Here is a 21,484-nt window from a genome sequence, read left to right on the forward strand (position 1 = left end):
CCTGCAATAAATCCATTATTCCCTGCTGTTACTATTCTTCAATCCAATCTTGCGCACATTTCACCGCTTTATGCCAATAGTGTAGAAGTTGGTTCGTCTCTTGTTGGGGCATTGCTGGTATAAAAGTTTGATCCATTTGCCATTGGGCGCTGATCTCTTCGATGCTGTCCCAGAAACCAACCGCTAAGCCCGCGAGATACGCAGCACCTAAAGCGGTGGTTTCGAGGTTTTTTGGCCGTATCGTGTCACAACCTAAAATATCAGCCTGAAACTGCATTAATAAATCGCTGGCGGTTGCGCCACCATCAACACGCAGGGCAACGCTTTTTTTGTTTGCATCGGCTTCCATCGCTTTGATCACGTCATAAACTTGGTAGGCAATGCCTTCAAGCGTAGCGCGCGCGAGATGTCCGTCGGTTGTCCCACGCGTAATGCCGATAATTGTGCCACGCGCATATTGATCCCAATACGGCGCACCTAAGCCGGTTAACGCGGGCACAAAGTAGACACCACCATTATCTTCCACTGTTTTTGCCAAGCTGTTAATCCCTTCAGCGGTGCGCACAATCCGTGCACCATCGCGTAGCCATTGTACGGCAGCACCGCCAACAAATACGCTCCCTTCAAGCGCATAGTTGGTTTGGCCATTAATTTTCCACGCTACAGTGGTCAGGAGATTGTTTTTGGAATAAACCGCTTCATGGCCGGTGTTCATCAGCATAAAACAGCCGGTGCCGTAGGTGGTTTTAACCATGCCGGGTTCAATACACATTTGACCAAAGAGGGCGGCTTGTTGATCGCCAGCTATGCCGGCAATCGGGATGTTGCTAGGCAATAAGCGGGTGGAGGTTTGACCATAAACCTCGCTACTTTCTTTGACCTCAGGTAGCATATTGCGAGGGATATCGAATAAGGCCAGTAAATCGTCATCCCAATCAAGTGTGTGGATATTAAACAGTAGGGTGCGGCTAGCATTCGTTACATCGGTAATAAAAACCTTACCTTGGGTGAGCTTCCATACCAGCCATGTATCAACCGTACCAAAACATAATTGCCCTGCACTCGCTTTGTCACGCGCCCCTGGCACATTATCGAGCAGCCATTTAAGCTTGGTGCCGGAAAAATACGCATCAAGCACTAACCCTGTTTTTTCTTTAATTGTTGACCCATAGCCTTGCTCTTTTAAGCTGTCGCAATAGCTGGCGGTGCGACGGTCTTGCCAAACAATCGCATTGTGAATGGGTTCACCGGTTTCTTTATCCCAAACAATCGTGGTCTCGCGCTGGTTTGTGATGCCAAGGGCGGCAATTTCCTCACCGTTAATCCCTGCCTTAGCGAGCGCTTCTGCAGCAACGGCAATTTGTGACGACCAGATTTCATTCGCGTCGTGTTCCACCCAACCCGGTTTGGGGAAAATTTGTTCGAAGGGCCTTTGTGCCATCTGAATCATCTCGCCACGATGATTAAACACAATCGCTCGCGAAGACGTGGTGCCTTGATCAAGGGCGAGTATCATTTTTTGATTCATAGTGATTACCCAGTGCTTGTGTGTTTATCATCAGCCAATAAATAGCCTTGGGCTAAGGTAATAAATTCGCTGGTTTGTTGCTCAATCCACTGCGCGTTATGGCCAAGCTCATCAGCCATAACAGTCGCCACTTTATGTGCACAGGCGATAGCGGCACGGGCATCTAAAAACAATAACCGCAAACGTCTTGCCAGCACATCTTCCACCGTCATCGCCATTTCTTCGCGCACCGCCCAGATCACTTGCGCTATTAAATAAGGATAGTCTGCGTGGATGCGTTGTGCGTAAGGTGGGTGCTCTTCTGCGAGCGCATGAATCGCTGCTTTATCGCTGCCGTAGATGGCTAACACACTATCATCGTGGTTTTGCGTATTACCATGGATTGAGAGATGTTCTGTTTGACAGGGTTTGTTGTCTAACGCGGTTACTTTGATTGCTTGGTTAATCGTATCTTCAGCCATTTTTCGGTAAGTGGTCCATTTGCCGCCAGCAATCGTTACCAAGCCACTCTTGGATACCCAGACTTTATGACTACGCGAGACTTCCTTGGTGCTTTTACTTTTATCTTTGGGTGCGGCAAGCGGACGCAGACCAGCAAATACCGATAGGACGTCGTCTTTGCTAGGCTTTTTGCTCAGGTATTGCCCCATATTGCTCAGAATAAAATCAACTTCTTCGGCTAAAGGCTTTGGCTCCCACTGCGCTTTGTCAACCAGAGTATCGGTTGTGCCCACCACAATTTTATCGTGCCAAGGGATGGCAAATAATACACGGCCATCGCTGGTTTTGGGGATCATCAGTGCATCTTCACCCGGTAGAAATGCGCGATCAAAAACTAAATGAATCCCTTGGCTGGGTACAACATAATCACGGCTGTTTGGTTGATCCATCGCGATAATGGAGTTGGTGAATACCCCTGTGGCGTTAATCACCGCTTGGCTGGTCAGCTCATAGCTATGACCAGCAATTTGGTCTTCGGCAACCACGCCGTTAACACGACCTTGTGCGTCGTAACGCAAATTGACTACCTTCATATAATTCAGCGCACAACCATCGTGCTCAACAATGCTTTGTGCTAAATTCACCGCTAGGCGGGCATCATCAAACTGACCATCATGATAGACAATACTGCTATAGAGCTTATTTGGGTTGAGGGTCGGGAGCTTTTGCAGCGTGTTGTTCTTATTTATGCGCTGGGTTTTACCTAGGCGCCATTTGCGCGCCATCCAATCGTAAATGGTGAGGCCGATTTGGTAATAATAGCCTTCCCACCAACGATAGTTGGGAATCACAAAGCTCTGATTATTCACCAAATGTGCGGCGTTTTTTGCCAGTAGTCCGCGTTCACGGAGTGCTTCAAACACTAAATCGATTTGTCCTTGCGCTAAGTAACGTACGCCGCCATGAACCAGCTTGGTACTGCGGCTTGAGGTGGCTTTGGCGAAATCATGGGATTCTAAGAGTAGCGTTTTAAATCCACGGGTGGTCGCATCAAGCGCCGCGCCCAGTCCACTAGCGCCACCACCTATCACAATCACATCCCAGTGTCGTTCGCGATTGACTCGCTCGAGCATTGCTTGTCTATTCATGTTGTATCAATATTTAAGGCTGATGACTAAGCACCTTAGTCAAAGCGGTGTATAAAAAGCAAGTACGATTTTGACCTGTATTGCGATCATGGGTTGTGATAGTGCTATGATAGGGCGCATATAGAACAACGACGTGCTGCTGAATGTGTCACTGCTGACTGGGTTGTCGATCGTTCGTTGATTCTTGATGATGAATATTTGAGCCAGGCGCTGTTTGATGACTGTCTTGTTGATAATCGTTTTATCCTTATTGATTATTGCCACCGTGGTGCCGCTTTTGCGTTTAGGGCATTGGACGGTACGCGGATTTGATTTTCCTCGGGTGCAGATTAGTGTCGCGCTGATGGTCGCTATATTCGTTGCGCTATGGTTTGTTGATGAACGCACGTGGTTGCTCAATAGTCTGTTGGTACTTGCACTGGTGGCTTTAGCGTATCAAATCAGCTGGATTGTGCCGTATTTGCCGTTTTGGCGGCGAGAAGTGGCAAAGGCTAAGCAGGATAAGCCCGAACAAACGCTCTCTCTGTTAAGCAGTAATGTATTAACGCCAAATCGTGATAGTGGCAAGCTGTTAGCGCTCATCGATCAATATCAGCCGGATATTGTCCTGACCCTTGAAAGCGATGATTGGTGGGGCGAACAATTAAGCGTCATCCACGATAGCTATCCGTATCGCATTGCTCAGCCGCTCGATAACCTTTATGGTATGCACCTTTACTCGCGCTTACCGCTCAAAGAAGGCGAGATTCGCTTTCGTGTTGAGGATGACATTCCCTCGATTGTTGCTTATGCTGAGTTGCCTAGTGGCGATCGCCTACGCTTGTATTGTTTACATCCAGCGCCGCCGAGTCCGACGGAAAATCCCTGTTCGGATGAGCGTGATGCGGAATTGATCCTGGTTGGCGAGGAAGTAAAATCACGTGATGAACCTGCGTTAGTCTTTGGCGATTTGAACGATGTCGCTTGGGCGGCGTCAACGCGTTTGTTTAAACGCATCAGTGGGCTGCTGGATCCTCGCATTGGTCGTGGCCAATTCAGCACATTTCATGCATCAGTGCCGCTAATGCGCTGGCCGCTGGATCATATTTTCCTCAGTGATGATTTTTATCTTTGTGACATAAGACGCTTACCGAATATTGGTTCTGACCATTTTCCGATTTATGTCCGTGTGCAGTATCACCCGCAAGCAGAAAATGAGAATGTGATTGGTCAGTCGGATGCGCAAGACAAAGCGCGCGCCGAAGAAGTCAAAGAGCAAGTCGATGATGCCGATATCACCCATCGAGTCCATCATACATAATCCCTTTGCAAGTCTTGATGAGGCGCTAGCAGCGCTCAGTGGGGAGAAACAGCCGGAGTATACCTTTCAGCGGGTTGGTGGAGGGTGTATTCATGACAGTGCGATCTGTCGCCTGAAGAATGGACAATGCTATTTTGTGAAACGCAATCATCCGCGTGAATACGATAACTTCTTTCAAGAGGCCCAAGGGCTGGCCGCACTGGCGCAAAGCAAGTACATAGCGGTTGCTGAACCGCTCGCCATAGGCCGCGATAACACGCAAGCTTTTTTGATTTTGACTGAGATTACTCGTGGTCAAGCTAATGAGCAGACTTGGTTTGACTTTGGTGAGCAGTTAGCGCGAATGCATCAATCAACCACTGCGGCACAATTTGGTTGGCATGAGGATAATACAATCGGTGCAAACCAACAGCGCAATGCTTGGTGTGATGATTGGGTGAGCTTTTTTGCGGAAATGCGCCTAAAGCCACAATTGCAGCAAGCGCAAAGCTATCTCTCATCGCGTCTAATGAATGACATCGAATCGATTATTGAAACCCTCGATCGGCTGTTACAGCCTCCCGCGCGACCGCAGCTCATCCATGGTGATTTGTGGTCGGGTAATGTGATGATTAATGCACAAGGCGAAGGGGTGTTAATTGATCCAGCGGTCTATTATGGTCATGGTGAAGCAGATATCGCGATGACACAATTATTTGGCGGGTTTCCTGAGGTGTTTTATCAAGGCTATCAACAGATTCAGAGCATTGCGCCAGGATTTGGCCTGCGTGCACGTATTTATAATTTATACCACCTGCTCAATCACTTAAATATTTTTGGTGGAGGCTATCTATCATCGGTCACGGATCAAGTCGCGGCGATTAATGAGGCGATCAGGTGAGGCGTGAAAGCCACTGAGTTATTTTGATAGGATCATCTGGAAATGGAGGCTGGGGTCGGAATCGAACCGGCGTCCACGGATTTGCAATCCGCTGCATAACCACTCTGCCACCCAGCCGTTTTCGGTCTGGACAAAAAAAGCTCCGATGAGGAGCTTTTCGGAAATTGGAGCGGGAAACGAGATTCGAACTCGCGACCCCAACCTTGGCAAGGTTGTGCTCTACCACTGAGCTATTCCCGCTTGGTGAGGTGCGTATTATAGATTCTTTTTCACACGGGTCAACTCTTTTACGGACTTTTTTTACTAAACGATGTTTTTGCTGCAATTATGGTTGTTTTATTGGCCGCTATTCGTCGTCGTGTTGCGGTTCATCGTTATCAAGGCGTTCATCAGGTACAGGCTCCCAAGCGTGATCGTGCTCCACCGTCAGTTTGCGGTTAAAACGGTCGTTGCGCATAACTTTCTCAAGTGTGGCATGCAATTCACGGCTGTGGCTGATGTATTGCTCACCAGGCTTGTGTTTGATGTCTTTGTGTGGGTTTTCCTGCCAGGTGGCATAAAGCTCTTCAAGCATGCGTTCATCGTAGGTTTTAAAAATGCGTGCTTGTCGATAGGCGGTGTAGGGGTGATAACCCAACTCAATCAGCGCTTTTTCGCCCAATTCTAACGCTGAGCTAACCTGCTCGCGCTGGAAATAATCGACTTTTTGATCGATGAGATGGTAGGCGTGAACGCGGTCAAAAGCACGAACAATAATCTTTAAGTGCGGAAAAAATTTGCGTGCCACAGTAATCAGCAGATCAATCTGTTCACGATCCTTAAGCCCGATAATCAACAGCTTTGCCTCGTCCGCACCGGCTGCTTTGAGCAGATCATGGCGCGTCACATCGCCATAAAAGACCTTTTGCCCAAAACGCTTAACTAAGTCGATGACTTCTGGATTATTGTCGATAATCGTGCATTGGTGTCCATTTGCGTTAAGTAAGCGAGCAATGATTTGGTTAAAGCGTCCGTAACCGGCGACAATCACCTGATTATGCTCATCGACCGTTTCAGGTTCACGCGTCATCGGCTGGCTTTCTAGGCGCTTAGAGCGCTCGATAAATTCAAGCAACAGCATCATCAGCGGCGTAAGGAGCATTGAGACAATCACTACCAAAACCAATAAATCGGTGAGTGCTTGATCGAGCACATAATTATCAGCAGCGAAGGTAAACAGGACAAAGGCGAATTCGCCGCCTTGTGCTAACACCGAAGAAAACAGCAGGCGCTGTGACTGGGTATGACGAAACGCTTTGGCAAGAAAATACAAGATAACCCATTTAACGCCGATTAACGCAAAGACTAAGGTGGCGATAACAAATGGCGAATCCATAAACAGGTTGAAATCGAGGCTTGCCCCGACCGAGATAAAGAAGAGTCCGAGTAAGATACTTTTAAACGGCTCGATACTCAGCTCAACTTCGTGGCGGTATTCACTCTCAGCAAGCATGACGCCGGCGATAAAGGTCCCCAAGGCGGCAGAAAGGCCAACAGCTTCCATCAACAGCGCGACAGCAATCACAAAGAATAAGACGGTCGCGGTGAAGATGTCGCGGATATCCATTTTGGCAATCCAGCGAAAGATTGAGGCTGAAAGGAGTCGTCCGAGGACAATGACTGCCGAAATGGCGATGATAATCAGCAAGAACTGCACAGTGTTTGGCTGCTGCGACATCCAATAAACCAGCGGGCCTTTGTCTGTGAAGTCTTTCCCGCCATTAAGTGGCCCACTCATGGCTAGAAATGGCATCACCGCCAAAATAGGGATAACTGCGATATCCTGGAATAACAACACGGAAAACACAGAGCGTCCAGCGCGCCCGTTTAACAGGCCTTTTTCGCTCAGGGTTTGGATGACAATCGCGGTGGAAGAAAGCCCTAAGACCATACCGATGACCAACGCAGAACGCCAAGGCTGACCAAAAAGCATCGCAATCGCGGCAATGGCTAAGGCCGATAGCAACATCTGCAGGCCGCCGAGGCCCATAATTGAAGTACGCATGCGCCATAAAAATGACGGCTTAATCTCGAGACCGATGATGAAGAGCATCATCACGACGCCAAATTCAGAAAAATGCAGTAATGTTTGTTGATCACCTGTGCCAAGTAATCCCAACAAGAATGGGCCAATCACCACACCAGCGAGTAAATAGCCTAAGACAGAACCGAGCTTAAAGAGTTTTGCCAGCGGTACAACGACGATCGAAGCGAGCAGGATGACGGCAAATTTGAACAGCATCTCATTCATCACTTGCTCCTTTTTGCTCAAACAGCTTGCTGTTCACATTCACCGCATCCCGCCAGTTATCGTAATATTGCTCAACTTGAGCCAGGCTGTCGAGATAGAAACGGTAATTGCGGGTGTGTAAGTTAAACGCATCATCGTCGATACGGTGACTATCATGAATGACAAACGGCGGGATATAGCGCATTTCGCAAATCTTCGCCATGCTCTCAATCGGCAATAAGTAATCACGCACCGCAAAACGATAGCCTTGTCCGCGCTGATAGATATAGTCGCGGCCACCGGTGGAGGTAACCACACCAAAGACTTTATCTTTTAAGGCACGCTCGCCTTCGCCAAAAGCAAACCCGTATTCGAGCACCACATCCTGCCAATGCTTGATAATTGCTGGTGAAGAAAACCAATACAGCGGAAACTGCATCAAAATGACGTCGTGTTTGCGTAATAAGTCCTGTTCGTGCAGTACATCAATAAATTCATCGGGGTAGCGCGCATAAAGATCATGCAAGGTGACATGCTCACACTCCTGTGCGACTTTTTTCCAGCGCGCATGCACGCGCGAGACGTGTAGGGCGGGGTGGGCGAAGAGGCATAGGATGTTGTTCATTTTGAGGCTCGTGAATCATCATCGCTGCGTAAATAACGCCGTAAAACGACAAACTGCGCGATTAAAAAGATGAGCGTGAGCCCGATTAAGCCCCAAAACTTAAAGCCAACCCAGAAATCATGTGAGAAGTTAAACACCACCCAGGCGTTGATCGCACCTTCGATCAGAAAAAAAGCGACCCACGCTAAATTTAAGCGCGTCCATAAATGCTCGGGCATGTGAAAGGCGCTGTGCAGCATTTTTTTGGTTAAATTGCCCTTACCGATCCACTGGCTGCCAAGAAATACCGCTGCGATCACCACATTTAAAATCGTCGGTTTTAATTGCACAAAATGCGGGTTGTGGAAGATCAAGGTAATCGCGCCCAAGACAAGAATGACGAGTGCGGTTAGCCACAGGCGTTTTTCAATCGGTTTGCTGCGGGCTTTAAGCCAAGCAATTTGCGCCACAATGGCAACCATTAAAGCGACGGTGGCAATATACATCGCTTCTTCGCCATAACCGACCAATCGTGAGATGACATAGGCGCCTATAAACGCGACGACTGGCAAAAAATCCTGCATATTGAATTAATCCTTAATCTAAATGGTGGGTGGTGGCTTGTGTGCTGATAAGCGTCTGTCTGGTTTAAGAAAGCTGAAACCCTTTGATTTCTTTATTCTAACGACTTTCATTATTCAAGCAAAGCGGTTATCATAGCCGTCCCCAGTAAATCGTTCCAACAACGTGGCGAGAACGTAAGAAAGTGACAAAGGTAAGAAAAGCATAAATTTCTTGCCCTTTTTTGTTGTTTTCGGTATAGTTGCCCGCCTTAATTTTCGTGTTCGGAGAGACAGACATGTCTAAAACTTTCACCGCCACGCCCAGTACTATTACACAAGACTGGTACGTGGTTGATGCCGAAGGAAAACCCTCGGTCGCTTGGCCAGCGAAGTGGCTAAACGTTTACGCGGCAAACATAAGCCGGAGTACACACCAAATATTGACACCGGTGATTACATCATCGTGGTTAATGCTGAGAAAATTGCTGTGACCGGTAAAAAACGTACCGACAAAATGTATTACCGCCACACTGGTTATATCGGCAACTTAAAAAGCGCAAACTTCAATGAAATGCAGGCGAAGAACCCTGCGAAAATCATTGAGCTTGCGGTTAAAGGCATGTTGCCACGTGGACCATTGGGTCGCGCACAGCTTAAAAAGCTAAAAATCTTTGCTGGCAGCGAACATCCGCACAGCGCGCAACAACCTATCGCACTTGAGATTTAAGGACCGATTATGACAGAACAATACTACGCAACCGGACGCCGTAAAACCTCATCAGCGCGTGTATTCTTGCGCCGTGGTAGCGGTAACATCATCGTTAACCAAAAACCATTAGATGAGTATTTTGGTCGCGAAACCGCACGTATGGTCGTGCGTCAACCACTCGAAACTGTTGATATGTTAGAAAACTTTGATTTCTACATCACTGTTGAAGGCGGTGGTAACTCAGGTCAAGCAGGCGCGATTCGCCACGGTATCGCCCGTGCGCTGCGTGCTTACAACGAAGATCTACGTGGTCCATTACGTAAAGCAGGCTTCCTGACTCGTGATGCGCGTAAAGTTGAGCGTAAAAAAGTCGGCTTGCACAAAGCCCGTCGCGCAACTCAGTTCTCGAAGCGTTAATTTTTCGCCTCGCCGAACACAAAAGCCGGTCATGCACCGGCTTTTTGTTTATCTGAAGCAACGATATTGCGATGAAACAGTTAGTCCTCGTTTTTGGTGAACCGCTTGAACACATGCCGAAGGATTTATATATCCCACCGGATGCGCTGCGTGTGTTGCTTGAGGCATTTGAAGGACCACTGGATTTACTGCTGTATCTAATTCGTAAACACAATATTGATATCCTGGATATTCCCGTTGCGCTGGTTACCGAGCAATATTTAGTGTATGTGAGCGCGATGAAGGCGCAACAAATCGAAACCGTGGCGGAATACCTGTTGATGGCAGCAACGCTGACCGAGATTAAGGCGCGCATGATGCTGCCGATGCCACCAGTCAGTGAAGAAGATGCGGTTGAGGATGATCCTCGTGCCGATCTCGCCGCACAGCTACTCGCCTATGCCGCTAATGCAAACGCTGCTGAAGCGCTTGCTGCTTGTCCACGTGTTGGTGATGGTACGCTGTTGAGCGATCATAGTGCGCCTGTGCTTATTGAGCATCGTATCGCGCCACCAGCCGATAGAGCGTTGTTACTTTCGGGATTGTCTCGCCTGCGTCAGCGACAAAATAACCGTCGCGCACACGATGTGGTCGAAGAGCAATGGTCGCTGCCCGCGCGGATGGATGCAATGAACGCTGCGCTAACTAGCGACCCAGGCTGGCATAGCCTGAGCAGTTTTTATACCCAGGAAGAAGGGCGTGGTGGGCAAGCTGTATCACTAATGGCGATGTTAGAGCTCGATAAACGCCAAGCCATCCAATGGCAGCAAGAAGTACTGTTTGCCCCGGTAGCATTACGTGCTCGGGTGGGTGCTTCATGAGTCTGCCTTTAGCACAACGCATTGAAGCGCTACTGTTTACCCGTGATGAACCATTAAGTGAAAAAACGCTTGCTGACGCACTCGCTGCGGATCTGTCAGTGATTCGTGGCGTACTAGAAGCGCTTGAGTCGCGTTACAGTGATAGCGCTATGGAACTTAAATTGGTTAAGGGCGGCTGGCGATTACAGCTACGTGAGGCCTATTTTCCTGATGCTGCGGCGCTAGCGGAGGTGCAACCAGTGCGCTATTCGCGGGCTTTTTGGGAGACGCTTGCTTATATTGCTTACCACCAGCCGGTCACGCGCGCAGAAATTGATGCGGTACGTGGCGTGACCACCAGTAGCGGGGTCTATCGTCAGTTATTTGATGCGCAGTGGGTACACGTGGTCGGGCAAAAAGAAGTGCCGGGTCGCCCGGATCTGTTGGCAACCACCACGCAATTCTTACAAGATTTCTCGCTACAATCGGCTGATGATTTACCCCAACCGACAGAATAAATCATCCTGCTACAAGCTGAAGCTAAGTACCGACGATCAGTGGCCAAAGAAGAATTAAAATGGCAGCTGCGACAACCCACAGCAATGAGGACAGCCCAAGCGTCCAAATAAGCGATAGGCGGGTCGAGAGGAACAAAACACCCAGCAAATACACCGCATAAGGGATGAGGGCGAATAGGCCAAATAGTGCGGTGGTCCGTAAATCGAGCGGCCCACGTTGACTGCCGACCAGATAATGGCTGATCAGGGCAAAGGTGGGAAAGAGCGGAACCAGGCCGGCAAGATAGAACCAACGGCTTTGGCTAAAGAGCTGAATAACCACCACAGCCAGAGCGCCAAGAAGCGCTTTTAACGCTAAGCTCACCAGGAATCTCCAAAATAACTTTGTGGGTCAAACGCGCTGATCAGACGCGGATAAAAAGCCACCATTGAGGTAATGAATACGCCATTGACAAATCCCTCAGGATAAACAGCGACAAAGCTGAACATGAGGTATTTATGCCAGAGCGTTTGCCAGTCATATACACCAAGGGCGAGCATCAACAGCGCTGATGACCATAGTGCCGCAGCTAAAGCAAAACAACCACCAAAGAAGCCGGCACCAAGGGTGAAAATAAAGGGGTTATGTGGTAGGAACCGGTGTAATAAATGTGCCAGTCCATAGCTGATGGCAACCGGGGCTAAAACCTGACACAGGCCATTAATACCTAGGGCAACCAAAGGTTCATAGCCAAGTATCACCAACAAACATTGTGCGACCATGCCAGCAAGTAGCGCTAATCGCCAGCCCATGAGTAGCGTGGTTGCGGTGAGCCCTAATAAATGAATACTCAATCCCGGTTTAACACCAACCCGCATCATCGCAAGCAGCGTTAGTGCGAGGCACACGGTGAAGAAAATATGGATGGTGTAAGGATGTTCGCGTAATACTGACCAGCGCACGCTAAATGCAGCATACACCGTTATCCCCAGCCAAATGGTGAGTAAAGTGTAGAGCAGCGGTGTGCTTATCAACGAAGGATCAATATTCATATCTTGCGCAGTCGAAAAGTTTCCGTTGATTATAACGATGCCCTATGGTGATTGCGAGCCATTACGATGAAAGTGTCATGGCTGGCTCACGATCATCGATTGACTGTGTGCATTCATTATCCTGTCAAACGATTCAAGCTGGGTTTCTTGCCTGAACTGTTTGATGATGTTTCTATATACTATGGGCATGAAATATTGGCTCACCTTAGTGTTCATTTTGCTTATGACTGCCGCGCACGCAGTCACCATCACCTTGTACGTTGGTGACGGTAAAGTTGCCGGTAGTACATTGCAAGACGCGAAGTTGGTGTTAGAGAGCGATAACTGGCGCGATTGGCGGCTAACTGGCGGGCTTGATCAGCTGAGGCGCGCGAATGAAACGCTCAAGGGTATTACCCTTGAAGGGGCAGGGAGCTACGATAAGTCAAACCTACAGGTTGATGAGTTGTCTTTACGTGCCACCTGGCGTGAGTCAATCCTCCAGTTATCAACCGATGCGTTTGAGATTGTCCATTTGCTCGATGGAACGAGCCCTTGGCCAGAGGATTTGGTGCTGCATATTCGTGGCAAAGGTGAGTCTTTAGATATAACCGGCGAATATGCAGGTAACAACGCGGATGCAGATCTTCGTGCGCGCTTACCGGCCGCGTGGGTCAATGATTGGCTGGCAGCGGCTGGGCTTGAGTTCCCACCAATAAACGGGACGTTAGTACCTGATGTTCAGTTAACGCGTCGCGCCGGGCAGTGGCGTGTTTGGGGGGAAATTGGCGTGCGTGCATTGAGTGCAAGCTCACAAGATGGTTTGTATGGTGTTGAAAAGGTAACCACAACACTTTATATCGACGGCCGCAGTAAACAGGATACTTTTTCAGGAACACTGCGCGCGCGATTTACCCAGGGTGAAATGCTAATCAACCCTTTGTACTTTAATTTCTCTGACGCACTGCTGGCGATTGATGGCCGATGGCAATGGGCTGATAATCGGCTCGAGCTTGAAGACGTGCGCCTAGATCATAGTGGCTTACAGGCAGAGTTTTCTTTAGCTTATGATCTGGATGAGAAAGCGCTCACTGAGCTGCGGGTTAAACGCGCCAATGGGGATGCGGCTGCGTTATTTAGCCGTTATATACAACCGTTTGTCAGCGATTCATTATTAGCTGAGGCAACGGCAGAAGGGTCGTTTTTTGTCTCGCTCGATTGGCGGCGTGGCAAGCTGCAGAGCTTATCAGCGCTACTCAATCAAGTTTCGTTAGTTGATGGGCAAGATCGATTCGCGCTAAAGGGATTAGATGGGCAATTAGGCAAAGACGCGCGCGCGATGCCTTCATCGCTGCGCATAGCGAGTGGGCACTGGCGCGGCGTTCCGGTGGGGAGCTCAGAGTTAAATGTGCTCTGGGATGACGAAGGTTGGCATTTATTGCGTCCCTGGCGTGTGCCGATTATGGATGGTGCGTTGGTGGTGGAAGACTTGCAACCTGCCGGCTTAGAAGAGTACCGTTTGCGTGCAAAGATTGAACCGATCGATGTTGAAGCATTATCAAAATATCTGGGTTGGCCACATTTTCGTGGCGATATTTCCGGATCCTTTAATGACGTGCGCTTGAGTGCGCGAAATCTCTATCTACAAGAACCGGTGTATATTAATATTTTTGATGGTTTGCTTTCGCTCAACGATTTACAAATCGCTGAAATCGGCTCACCACAGCCGCTGATGTATTTTGATATGGATGTAGAGCGTATTGATTTACAACGCTTAACCCGCGCGTTTGACGTGGGTGAAATTCGTGGTCGTTTGAGTGGGTATATTGGTGATGTTGTGTTGGTTGATTGGCGCCCGATTGGCTTTGAAGCCTCGTTGGAGACGCCGCTGGATGATCCGGGTGAGCGTAAAGTCAGCCACGAAGCGGTACAATACCTGTCACAAGCCGGTGGTGGTGCGGCGATGGTTTCTAAATTTGTTGAGGTGCTTAATCAATTCCCTTATGAAAAATTAGGCATACACGCCATTTTAGATAACGGGGTGTTGTTCATTGAAGGGGTCGAGAACCGTGACGATGGCGGTTTTTATTTGGTTAAAGGACGCGCTTTGCCGCACCTTAATATCATCGGCTATGGCAATGAAGTGGGCTGGGAAGATCTGCTGGCGCGCTTAAAAGCGGCTGCAAACTCAGAAGGCGCTGTAGTGCAGTAGGGTTAACGAAAAAATACCTCAATTTCTTCGTGTTGTGCCATAGTGTCTTGGTAGCCGAGCTCGATAAGTTTGCGGGTGAACGGTTGATAAAATAATAAATAACTCAGCAGGCCGTGGCTTTGTTTGCCACCGGTTAAGCGAATCAAATAGCGCAGTACCAAAGGTGCATCTTTTAAATAGTCCTGTGCCAGTGCGGTAAAATCACAGCTGGGCTGGATACGTAGCGTTTCTATGCGACGTAGGGGGAGATCGGGACGCAAATCCAATAATTGATTGATGTGTTCGGCGCGCTCGATGTCGCTGTCAAGCGCGTCAATAAACAGGGTGTCGAGTAAAAATTCGGTAAGTAAACCTGGCTGAGGGTATTCATTTAGGGTGCGGCCGCGGGCGGTTGGATGGCGAAGACCAATCGTGAGAATGCGATCAGCACCAAGGTGTAAGGGGGTCGATAGCGGGGCAAACTGGCGAATCGCACCATCGCCAAAATAGGACTCATTCAGGCGCACCGCCGGAAAAACAAAAGGAATCGCCGCTGAGGCCATCAAATGATTGAGGGTAATGGTCTGGGCGATGCCGCAGCGTTTGGCGCGTTGCCAGTTGTCGATGGGTTGTTGGCTTTGGAAAAAACTGGTTGATTTGCCGCTTGCGTAGTCGGTGGCGGTAATACTAAAAGCTTTGATATGCCCAGCATCAAGGTTTTTTTTAATTTTACTGAAATCAATGTGTCTGGCCATCAAAAGCTTGAGTGGACGGTTATTGAGCAGTGCTTTGGGGGCGATATTTTCATGTGCGCCAAAAATAAGCGCACCTAAAAAGCGCAGGTTGGTTTGCAGTAACTGACCAAAGTGGGTGTGAAAGACTTGCTCTGGAGTAAAATTCGCCCACACAAATTCTAGATGCTCGGTGGCAAGCGCCATACTGTCCGCGTCCATTGCCAACGCAGCGGCGTTAAAGGCGCCAGCGGATGTGCCGCAAATGAGCTCAAAGGGGGAGCGCTCAGAGCCAAGGATTTCATCAATCGCTTTTAAGACCCCAACTTGATACGCGCCGCGTGCACCCCCGCCCGATAGATACAGTGCTTTGTTTGCCATGGTGGTTTTTAATAGAGATGTCAGGCTAGTATAAAGGAATCAATAAGCGCAATGAACCGCGATATTTTTACACTATTGGTAGGCAATCAGGCAATAGATCGTTATAATATGCGCCCTTTTTTTATCATGAGTGTGCCCTGTGAGCATGAATAACGACGTTTCTAAAATCCGCAACATCGCCATTGTGGCGCACGTTGACCACGGTAAAACCACCTTGGTTGACCAGTTGTTTCGCCAATCCGATACCTTGGCCGAACGCGCGGAAGTCTATGAACGCATGATGGACTCTATGGATCTTGAGCGCGAACGCGGCATCACAATCATGGCAAAAAATACCGCGATTCGTTGGCAGGATTACCAAATTAATATTGTCGATACCCCGGGACACGCCGATTTCGGTGGTGAAGTGGAACGCGTGTTGTCGATGGTTGATTGTGTATTGCTGTTGGTTGACGCGATGGATGGCCCGATGCCGCAAACCCGTTTTGTGACGCAAAAAGCGTTTGATTTGGGTTTGAAGCCGATTGTGGTGATCAACAAAATCGACCGTCCAGGTGCGCGCGCTGATTGGGTGCTCGATGAAACCTTTGATCTGTTTGATCGCTTGGGTGCAACCGATGAGCAGCTTGATTTCCCAATCATTTATGCTTCCGGATTAAACGGTTATGCCGGCGATAACGCAGACATTCGTGAAGGCGATATGACGCCATTATTTGAGGCGATTGTTGAGCATGTGAACCCACCACAAGTTGATCGCGAAAAACCGTTTCGCATGCAGGTTTCTTCACTCGATTACTCCAGTTATACCGGAGTTATCGGGGTAGGGCGTATTGAGCGTGGTTCGATTAAAACCAACACACCGGTGAAAGTGGTTGGTCGTGAAGGCGATACGCGCAACGCTCGTGTGCTGCAGATTTTTAAGTTTCTCGGTTTGGAGAAGGTGGAAGTCGATAGCGCCGCAGCAGGCGATATCATTTCCTTTACCGGGATTGATCCGCTCTATATTTCCGATACGCTGTGTGACCCGAATCATGTTGAAGCGTTACCAAGCTTGAGTGTTGATGAGCCGACGATGAGTATGACCTTCCAGGTCAATACCTCACCATTTGCTGGCCGTGAAGGGAAATTCGTTACCAGCCGACAAATCAAAGAGCGCCTTGACCGTGAGTTGATTCATAACGTGGCGTTGCGCGTGCAAGACATGGATGATCCGGATAAGTTTAAAGTCTCCGGTCGTGGTGAGCTGCATTTATCGATTTTGATTGAAACGATGCGTCGTGAGGGCTACGAGCTTGGGGTGTCACGTCCGGAAGTTATTTTCAAAGAAGTCGATGGCGAAGTGCACGAACCTTATGAATTTGTGGTGCTTGATATCGATGAAGTCCACCAAGGTGGGGTCATGGAGCGCATGGGTGAGCGTAAAGCTGAGCTGAAAAATATGGTGCCCGATGGTAAGGGGCGTATGCGCTTGGAATACATTATCCCGACGCGTGGTTTGATTGGTTTTCAAACCGAGTTCATGACGCTAACTTCTGGTTCAGGGCTGAAATTCCAAACCTTTGACCACTACGCGCCGAAAAAACAAGGCTTAGGGAAAACGCGCCATAATGGGGTGTTGATTGCGATGGCAGAAGGTAAGGCACTGGCGTATGCACTGTATAACTTGCAAGACCGCGGCCGCTTGTTTCTTGGTCATGGCGAGGAAGTCTATGAAGGGATGGTGATCGGTATCCATAGTCGTGATAACGATCTCACCGTTAATCCATTGAAGGCCAAGCAGCTGACCAATATGCGTGCAGCCGGTAGTGATGAGAACTTAATCCTCACGCCACCGATTCGCAACACGCTCGAACAAGCGTTGGAATTCATCGACGATGATGAATTGGTTGAAGTGACCCCGAAATCAATCCGCATCCGTAAAAAATTCCTCAAAGAGCACGAACGTAAGCGCGCGAATAAATAACTGATACAAGGTGTTAGTCGCGTATTGTTTTGTGAAATACAGTGCGCGGCTTAGCCTGTGTTGCGTGGTTTTAGGTAGGCAAAATATAGTCATTTTGCTATGATGCAGGGTTTTCTTCGGTTCATTGGGTATTATCGTGAGCGATTCTTCTTTGTCGACGCTCGAGCAAGCGCTGGCGCAAACATTACAGGAAGCATTACAGGCTTTAGAATCAGCAGAAACGCTAGAGCAGCTGGATTCGGTTAAAAATCAATATTTATCAAAAAAAGGCGTTTTTGCGCAGCATATGCAGATGCTCGGTAAAGCCGATCCTGCAGAGCGCCCGCTGTTTGGTAAAGTGATCAACGATGCCAAGACTGAGCTACAACAGGCGTTGACTGCGCGACAAACAGCCCTACAAGAAGCGGCAATGGCGGCGCAATTGGCAGCAGAAAAAATCGATGTCACCTTACCAGGAAGACAAAGCGCACTCGGTGGCTTGCATCCGGTGACGCTCACCCGCCGTCGCATTGAAGACTGGTTTGACCGTTTAGGCTTTGCGGTGAAAGAAGGGCCAGAAATCGAAGATGATTTTCATAATTTTGAAGCGTTGAATATCCCTGCGCACCATCCGGCGCGCGCGATGCAAGATACCTTTTATTTTGACGCACAAACTGTGCTGCGTACCCATACTTCAAATGTGCAGATTCGCACCTTGGAAAATGAGGCACTGCCGTTACGTTTTATCGCGCCAGGACGGGTGTATCGCAGCGACTCAGACCTAACCCACACGCCGATGTTTCATCAGGTCGAAGGGATGGTGATTGATGAACACACCACCTTTGCCGATTTAAAAGGCGCACTGATTCACTTTCTACGCGCGTTTTTTGAGCGTGATGATTTGGCGGTACGTTTTCGTCCGTCGTTTTTCCCGTTTACCGAACCTTCTGCTGAAGTCGATATTGGTTTTGCTAACGCCGATGGCGTGGTTGATCAGTGGTTGGAAGTGCTCGGTTGTGGCATGGTGCATCCCAATGTGCTCGCGAACGTCGGCATCGATGCATCGCGCTATCAAGGCTATGCCTTTGGCATGGGAATCGAACGCTTGGCGATGTTGCGCTATGGTGTGAACGATCTGCGCATGTTTTTTGATAACGACGTACGCTTTCTACGTCAATTTGCTGAAACGCGTTAGGAGAGCAGTATGCGATTAAGTATCGATTGGTTGGCCGAATACGGCATTAGCTGTGACGCAGAAACTTTAGCACACCGCTTAACTATGGCAGGTTTAGAGGTTGATGAGGTTATTGCTGCCGCACCAGCCTTTAATAAGATTGTTATTGGTGAAGTGCGTTCGCTTGAAGCGCATCCCGATGCCGATAAATTGCGCGTGGCGCAGGTTGATGTTGGCGAAGAAGAACTGTTACAAATTGTTTGCGGCGCGCCAAATGTTGCCGAAGGGGCAAAAGTGCCAACTGCACTTATTGGTGCCAATTTGCCTGGTGATTTTAAAATTAAAAAATCCAAACTGCGCGGTGTGGCCTCTCATGGCATGCTTTGTTCAGCACGGGAGTTGGGTATCAGTGAAGACCACAGCGGCTTGATGATTTTGCCGGCTGATGCACCCGTTGGTGAGGATATTCGTGACTATTTACGCCTTAATGACACAATCTTAGATATTGATTTAACCCCCAACCGCGCCGATGGATTTTCGATGCGTGGCTTGGCGCGTGAGGCGGCAGTGCTGCTTGAGCAAGAAGCGGATTTAACCTTGGCACAACTCGTTGATGGGGTAAATCCGGCGAGTATTAGTGTGCACAATGAAGTACCACAGGCGTGCCCTGTCTATCTTGCCCGTCAAATTAAAGGCATTGATCTAACGGTTGAAACGCCACTGTGGCTACAAGAACGCCTACGCCGCTTGGGTGTTCGCCCACATGATCCGGTGGTTGATGTAACAAATTATGTCATGATGAGCCTTGGTGCGCCGATGCATGCGTTTGATGCGGCGAAAATCGACGGTAATATTGTGGTGCGTTTTGCCAAAGCAGGCGAGACACTTGAATTACTTAACGAGCAGCGCGCTGAATTGGCAGACGATGTGTTGCTGATTGCTGATGAGCAAAAACCGTTGGCGGTTGCTGGCGTTATGGGTGGGGCTAATAGTGCCTGCTCAGAGACAACCCGCGATATCGTTTTAGAAGCCGCATGGTTTGATCCGCTGGTGATTGCCGGTAAAGCGCGCCGCTTTGCGCTTGCCAGCGACAGTGCGCAGCGTTTTGAGCGCGGGGTTGATTATACAATTCAGCAAGCGGCGATGGCGCTAGCGACGCAGTTGATTAGCGAGATTTGCGGTGGTGAGGTGTATGAGGTAGTTACTGATCAGCACGCTGAGCACTTACCGCAACGAGAAAAAATTGCTCTGCGCCGTGAGGCGATTGGCAAACGCATCGGTCGCAGCTATGACGACGCGCAAGTTGTTGATATTTTACGGCGCTTAGGTTGTCAGGTGGCCGACGTTCAGTTCGGTTGGTCGGTTACGCCACCGACGTGGCGCTTTGATTTGGCGATTGAAGAAGATTTGATCGAAGAAGTGGTGCGTGTTAATGGATATGATCAAGTTGAAGCAGTTGTGCCAGTGCTCGATTATCGTCCGCGTGAAGCACAGAATAACTTAAGCTCGCATACTGAAAAATTGCTGCGTGCTGGTTTTTATGAAGCGATCACCTATAGCTTTATTGATCAAGACAGTCATCAGGCATTTTTCCCCGATGCACCGATTATCCCACTGCAGAACCCAATCAGCGCCACGCTTGCTGAAATGCGCTTGAGCCTATTGCCGGGGCTGGTTAATGCTTTAGCGTATAACCGCAACCGCCAGCAGCAAGACCTGCGTTTGTTTGAAACCGGTAAAGTCTTTATCCCGCAAGGCGAAAAAGCGGTTGATTGTGTGCAGGAAACCCGCGTTGCTGGGGTGATGAGTGGTCGTGAGGCCCCTGAGCAGTGGTCGGTTGAGCCGCGCGCGATTGATTTTTATGATGTTAAGGCGGTGGTTGAAAACTTGCTCGATGGACGTGGCGACTATCAGCCTACTAAGCAGCATTATTTGCACCCGGGTAAAGGGGCAGATGTGTTTATTGATGGACAGTATGTGGGCTGTATTGGTGCATTGCACCCAGCGCTCCGCCGCAGCCTAGGGATTAAAGGCAGCGATATTTGGGTATTTGAGCTTAATACGGCAGCACTGATAGATCCAGAGGTAAGCCGTTTCCAGGCATTGAATAAATACCCATCGGTACGTCGCGATTTAGCGTTAGTGCTTGATCAATCAGTTGCTGCGGCAGCTATTGCAAAAGTGGTGAATGATTCAGTGGGTGAATTACTCGCCGACCAGTTCTTTTTTGACCAATATGAAGGCGAAAGACTGGGCGAAAATAAGAAAAGTTTAGCACTGGCTATTGTCCTACAAGATAAGGATAAAACCTTGCAAGATGAAGAAGTTGAGCGTATCATTGCCAACCTTGTTGCGCAATTCAAGCGCTCGTTTAACGCAGAATTAAGGTAAGTAGAATGACACTAACAAAAGCGGATATCGTTGAATCCATTATCATGCAAATTGGCGTTGAGCGCCCTGAGGCAAAACAGATCGTTGATGATTTGTTTGAAGAAATCCGTATTTGCCTCGCTGAAGGGGAAGCAGTGAAGTTATCAGGGTTTGGTAACTTCGAACTACGCGAGAAAAATCAGCGTCCTGGACGCAACCCGAAAACCGGTGAAGAAATTCCTATTACCGCGCGTCACGTGGTGAGCTTTAAAGCAGGGCAAAAACTCAAAGTACGTGTGGCTGAGAGTAAACCACGCGCTTAAGGGTTCGCACTCGCTTCATACGGCATGACGCCACAGCTTGGGCATCCATGCAAAATTGCTTAGCGATTTCGTGTGGATGCCCAATGTATTATAATCAACCCCCAAAGCACCATTGGGCTGGATTGCGAGGCTATCACCCTCTCGA

At 48.9% G+C, this 21,484-nt stretch carries 18 protein-coding genes, 2 tRNA genes and 1 pseudogene; 11 read left to right on the top strand and 10 right to left on the bottom strand.

Going from position 1 to position 21,484, the window contains the following annotated elements; genetic code table 11:
* Positions 1-31: 31 nt before the first annotated feature.
* Positions 32-1,528, bottom strand: coding sequence for a glycerol kinase GlpK (gene glpK, locus L0B52_RS09045; protein WP_235064393.1), 1,497 nt, complete (start codon positions 1,526-1,528; stop codon positions 32-34).
* Between the two features lie 5 nt (positions 1,529-1,533).
* Complete coding sequence (locus L0B52_RS09050; RefSeq protein ID WP_235064394.1) at positions 1,534-3,117, bottom strand: glycerol-3-phosphate dehydrogenase/oxidase; 1,584 nt, start codon at positions 3,115-3,117, stop codon at positions 1,534-1,536.
* Positions 3,118-3,334: 217 nt separating this feature from the next.
* On the opposite strand from L0B52_RS09050, the gene L0B52_RS09055 reads away from it, so the two are divergent.
* Complete coding sequence (locus L0B52_RS09055; RefSeq protein ID WP_235064395.1) at positions 3,335-4,417, top strand: endonuclease/exonuclease/phosphatase family protein; 1,083 nt, start codon at positions 3,335-3,337, stop codon at positions 4,415-4,417.
* A complete protein-coding gene (locus tag L0B52_RS09060) occupies positions 4,380-5,297 on the top strand; it encodes a fructosamine kinase family protein (RefSeq protein WP_235064396.1) in 918 nt (305 codons plus the stop codon). The genes L0B52_RS09055 and L0B52_RS09060 overlap by 38 nt, the downstream gene beginning before the upstream one ends.
* 43 nt (positions 5,298-5,340) lie before the next feature.
* Here the strand turns inward: L0B52_RS09060 and L0B52_RS09065 are convergent.
* The 5 genes from L0B52_RS09065 to L0B52_RS09085 form a co-directional block, all read right to left on the bottom strand.
* Positions 5,341-5,414 (bottom strand) — tRNA-Cys (locus L0B52_RS09065).
* 48 nt (positions 5,415-5,462) lie between these two features.
* Positions 5,463-5,537: transfer RNA gene (locus L0B52_RS09070), tRNA-Gly, on the bottom strand.
* A 106-nt stretch (positions 5,538-5,643) separates the two neighbouring features.
* On the bottom strand, positions 5,644-7,587 hold the full coding sequence (locus L0B52_RS09075; RefSeq protein WP_235064397.1) for a monovalent cation:proton antiporter-2 (CPA2) family protein: 1,944 nt from the start codon (positions 7,585-7,587) through the stop codon (positions 5,644-5,646).
* Positions 7,580-8,191 (bottom strand): NAD(P)H-dependent oxidoreductase, encoded by a 612-nt coding sequence (locus L0B52_RS09080; RefSeq protein WP_235064398.1) that lies wholly within the window; start codon positions 8,189-8,191, stop codon positions 7,580-7,582. Before L0B52_RS09080 ends, L0B52_RS09075 begins: the two co-directional genes overlap by 8 nt.
* Positions 8,188-8,754 (bottom strand): inner membrane-spanning protein YciB, encoded by a 567-nt coding sequence (locus L0B52_RS09085; protein WP_235064399.1) that lies wholly within the window; start codon positions 8,752-8,754, stop codon positions 8,188-8,190. The genes L0B52_RS09080 and L0B52_RS09085 overlap by 4 nt, the downstream gene beginning before the upstream one ends.
* A gap of 275 nt (positions 8,755-9,029) precedes the next feature.
* On the opposite strand from L0B52_RS09085, the pseudogene rplM reads away from it, so the two are divergent.
* The 4 genes and pseudogenes from rplM (at position 9,030) to scpB (ending at position 11,216) form a co-directional block, all read left to right on the top strand.
* A pseudogene (rplM, locus tag L0B52_RS09090) lies at positions 9,030-9,460 on the top strand (50S ribosomal protein L13).
* 6 nt (positions 9,461-9,466) lie between these two features.
* A complete protein-coding gene (gene rpsI, locus L0B52_RS09095) occupies positions 9,467-9,859 on the top strand; it encodes a 30S ribosomal protein S9 (protein ID WP_235065486.1) in 393 nt (130 codons plus the stop codon).
* Positions 9,860-9,930: 71 nt separating this feature from the next.
* Positions 9,931-10,719 (top strand): ScpA family protein, encoded by a 789-nt coding sequence (locus L0B52_RS09100; RefSeq protein ID WP_235064400.1) that lies wholly within the window; start codon positions 9,931-9,933, stop codon positions 10,717-10,719.
* Positions 10,716-11,216: an SMC-Scp complex subunit ScpB gene (gene scpB, locus L0B52_RS09105; protein WP_235064401.1), complete on the top strand. Its 501-nt coding sequence runs from the start codon at positions 10,716-10,718 to the stop codon at positions 11,214-11,216. Before L0B52_RS09100 ends, scpB begins: the two co-directional genes overlap by 4 nt.
* Positions 11,217-11,238: 22 nt before the next feature.
* On the opposite strand, the gene L0B52_RS09110 is transcribed toward scpB, so the two are convergent.
* The gene (locus tag L0B52_RS09110; protein WP_409202347.1) at positions 11,239-11,583 is read right to left on the bottom strand and encodes a GlpM family protein; all 345 of its coding nucleotides are present in this window, start codon (positions 11,581-11,583) and stop codon (positions 11,239-11,241) included.
* Complete coding sequence (locus L0B52_RS09115) at positions 11,577-12,248, bottom strand: energy-coupling factor ABC transporter permease (RefSeq protein ID WP_235064403.1); 672 nt, start codon at positions 12,246-12,248, stop codon at positions 11,577-11,579. The genes L0B52_RS09110 and L0B52_RS09115 overlap by 7 nt, the downstream gene beginning before the upstream one ends.
* Before the next feature lie 163 nt (positions 12,249-12,411).
* Here L0B52_RS09115 and L0B52_RS09120 point away from each other — a divergent pair, with 163 nt between their 5' ends.
* The gene (locus L0B52_RS09120; protein WP_235064404.1) at positions 12,412-14,439 is read left to right on the top strand and encodes a hypothetical protein; all 2,028 of its coding nucleotides are present in this window, start codon (positions 12,412-12,414) and stop codon (positions 14,437-14,439) included.
* Positions 14,440-14,441: 2 nt separating this feature from the next.
* Here the strand turns inward: L0B52_RS09120 and L0B52_RS09125 are convergent, their stop codons facing one another.
* A complete protein-coding gene (locus L0B52_RS09125) occupies positions 14,442-15,530 on the bottom strand; it encodes a patatin-like phospholipase family protein (RefSeq protein WP_235064405.1) in 1,089 nt (362 codons plus the stop codon).
* A 145-nt stretch (positions 15,531-15,675) separates the two neighbouring features.
* Between L0B52_RS09125 and typA the strand changes: the two genes are divergently transcribed.
* The 4 genes from typA (at position 15,676) to L0B52_RS09145 (ending at position 21,339) form a co-directional block, all read left to right on the top strand.
* Positions 15,676-17,493, top strand: a complete 1,818-nt coding sequence (gene typA, locus L0B52_RS09130; RefSeq protein WP_235064406.1) for a translational GTPase TypA — start codon at positions 15,676-15,678, stop codon at positions 17,491-17,493.
* Positions 17,494-17,626: 133 nt separating this feature from the next.
* Positions 17,627-18,667: a phenylalanine--tRNA ligase subunit alpha gene (gene pheS / locus L0B52_RS09135; RefSeq protein WP_409202348.1), complete on the top strand. Its 1,041-nt coding sequence runs from the start codon at positions 17,627-17,629 to the stop codon at positions 18,665-18,667.
* A 9-nt stretch (positions 18,668-18,676) separates the two neighbouring features.
* The gene (pheT, locus tag L0B52_RS09140; protein ID WP_235064407.1) at positions 18,677-21,037 is read left to right on the top strand and encodes a phenylalanine--tRNA ligase subunit beta; all 2,361 of its coding nucleotides are present in this window, start codon (positions 18,677-18,679) and stop codon (positions 21,035-21,037) included.
* Positions 21,038-21,042: 5 nt separating this feature from the next.
* Positions 21,043-21,339, top strand: coding sequence for an integration host factor subunit alpha (locus L0B52_RS09145; RefSeq protein ID WP_235064408.1), 297 nt, complete (start codon positions 21,043-21,045; stop codon positions 21,337-21,339).
* Positions 21,340-21,484 lie beyond the last annotated feature (145 nt).

This window comes from Suttonella sp. R2A3 (genome assembly GCF_021513215.1).
Classification (GTDB): domain Bacteria; phylum Pseudomonadota; class Gammaproteobacteria; order Cardiobacteriales; family Cardiobacteriaceae; genus JAHUUI01.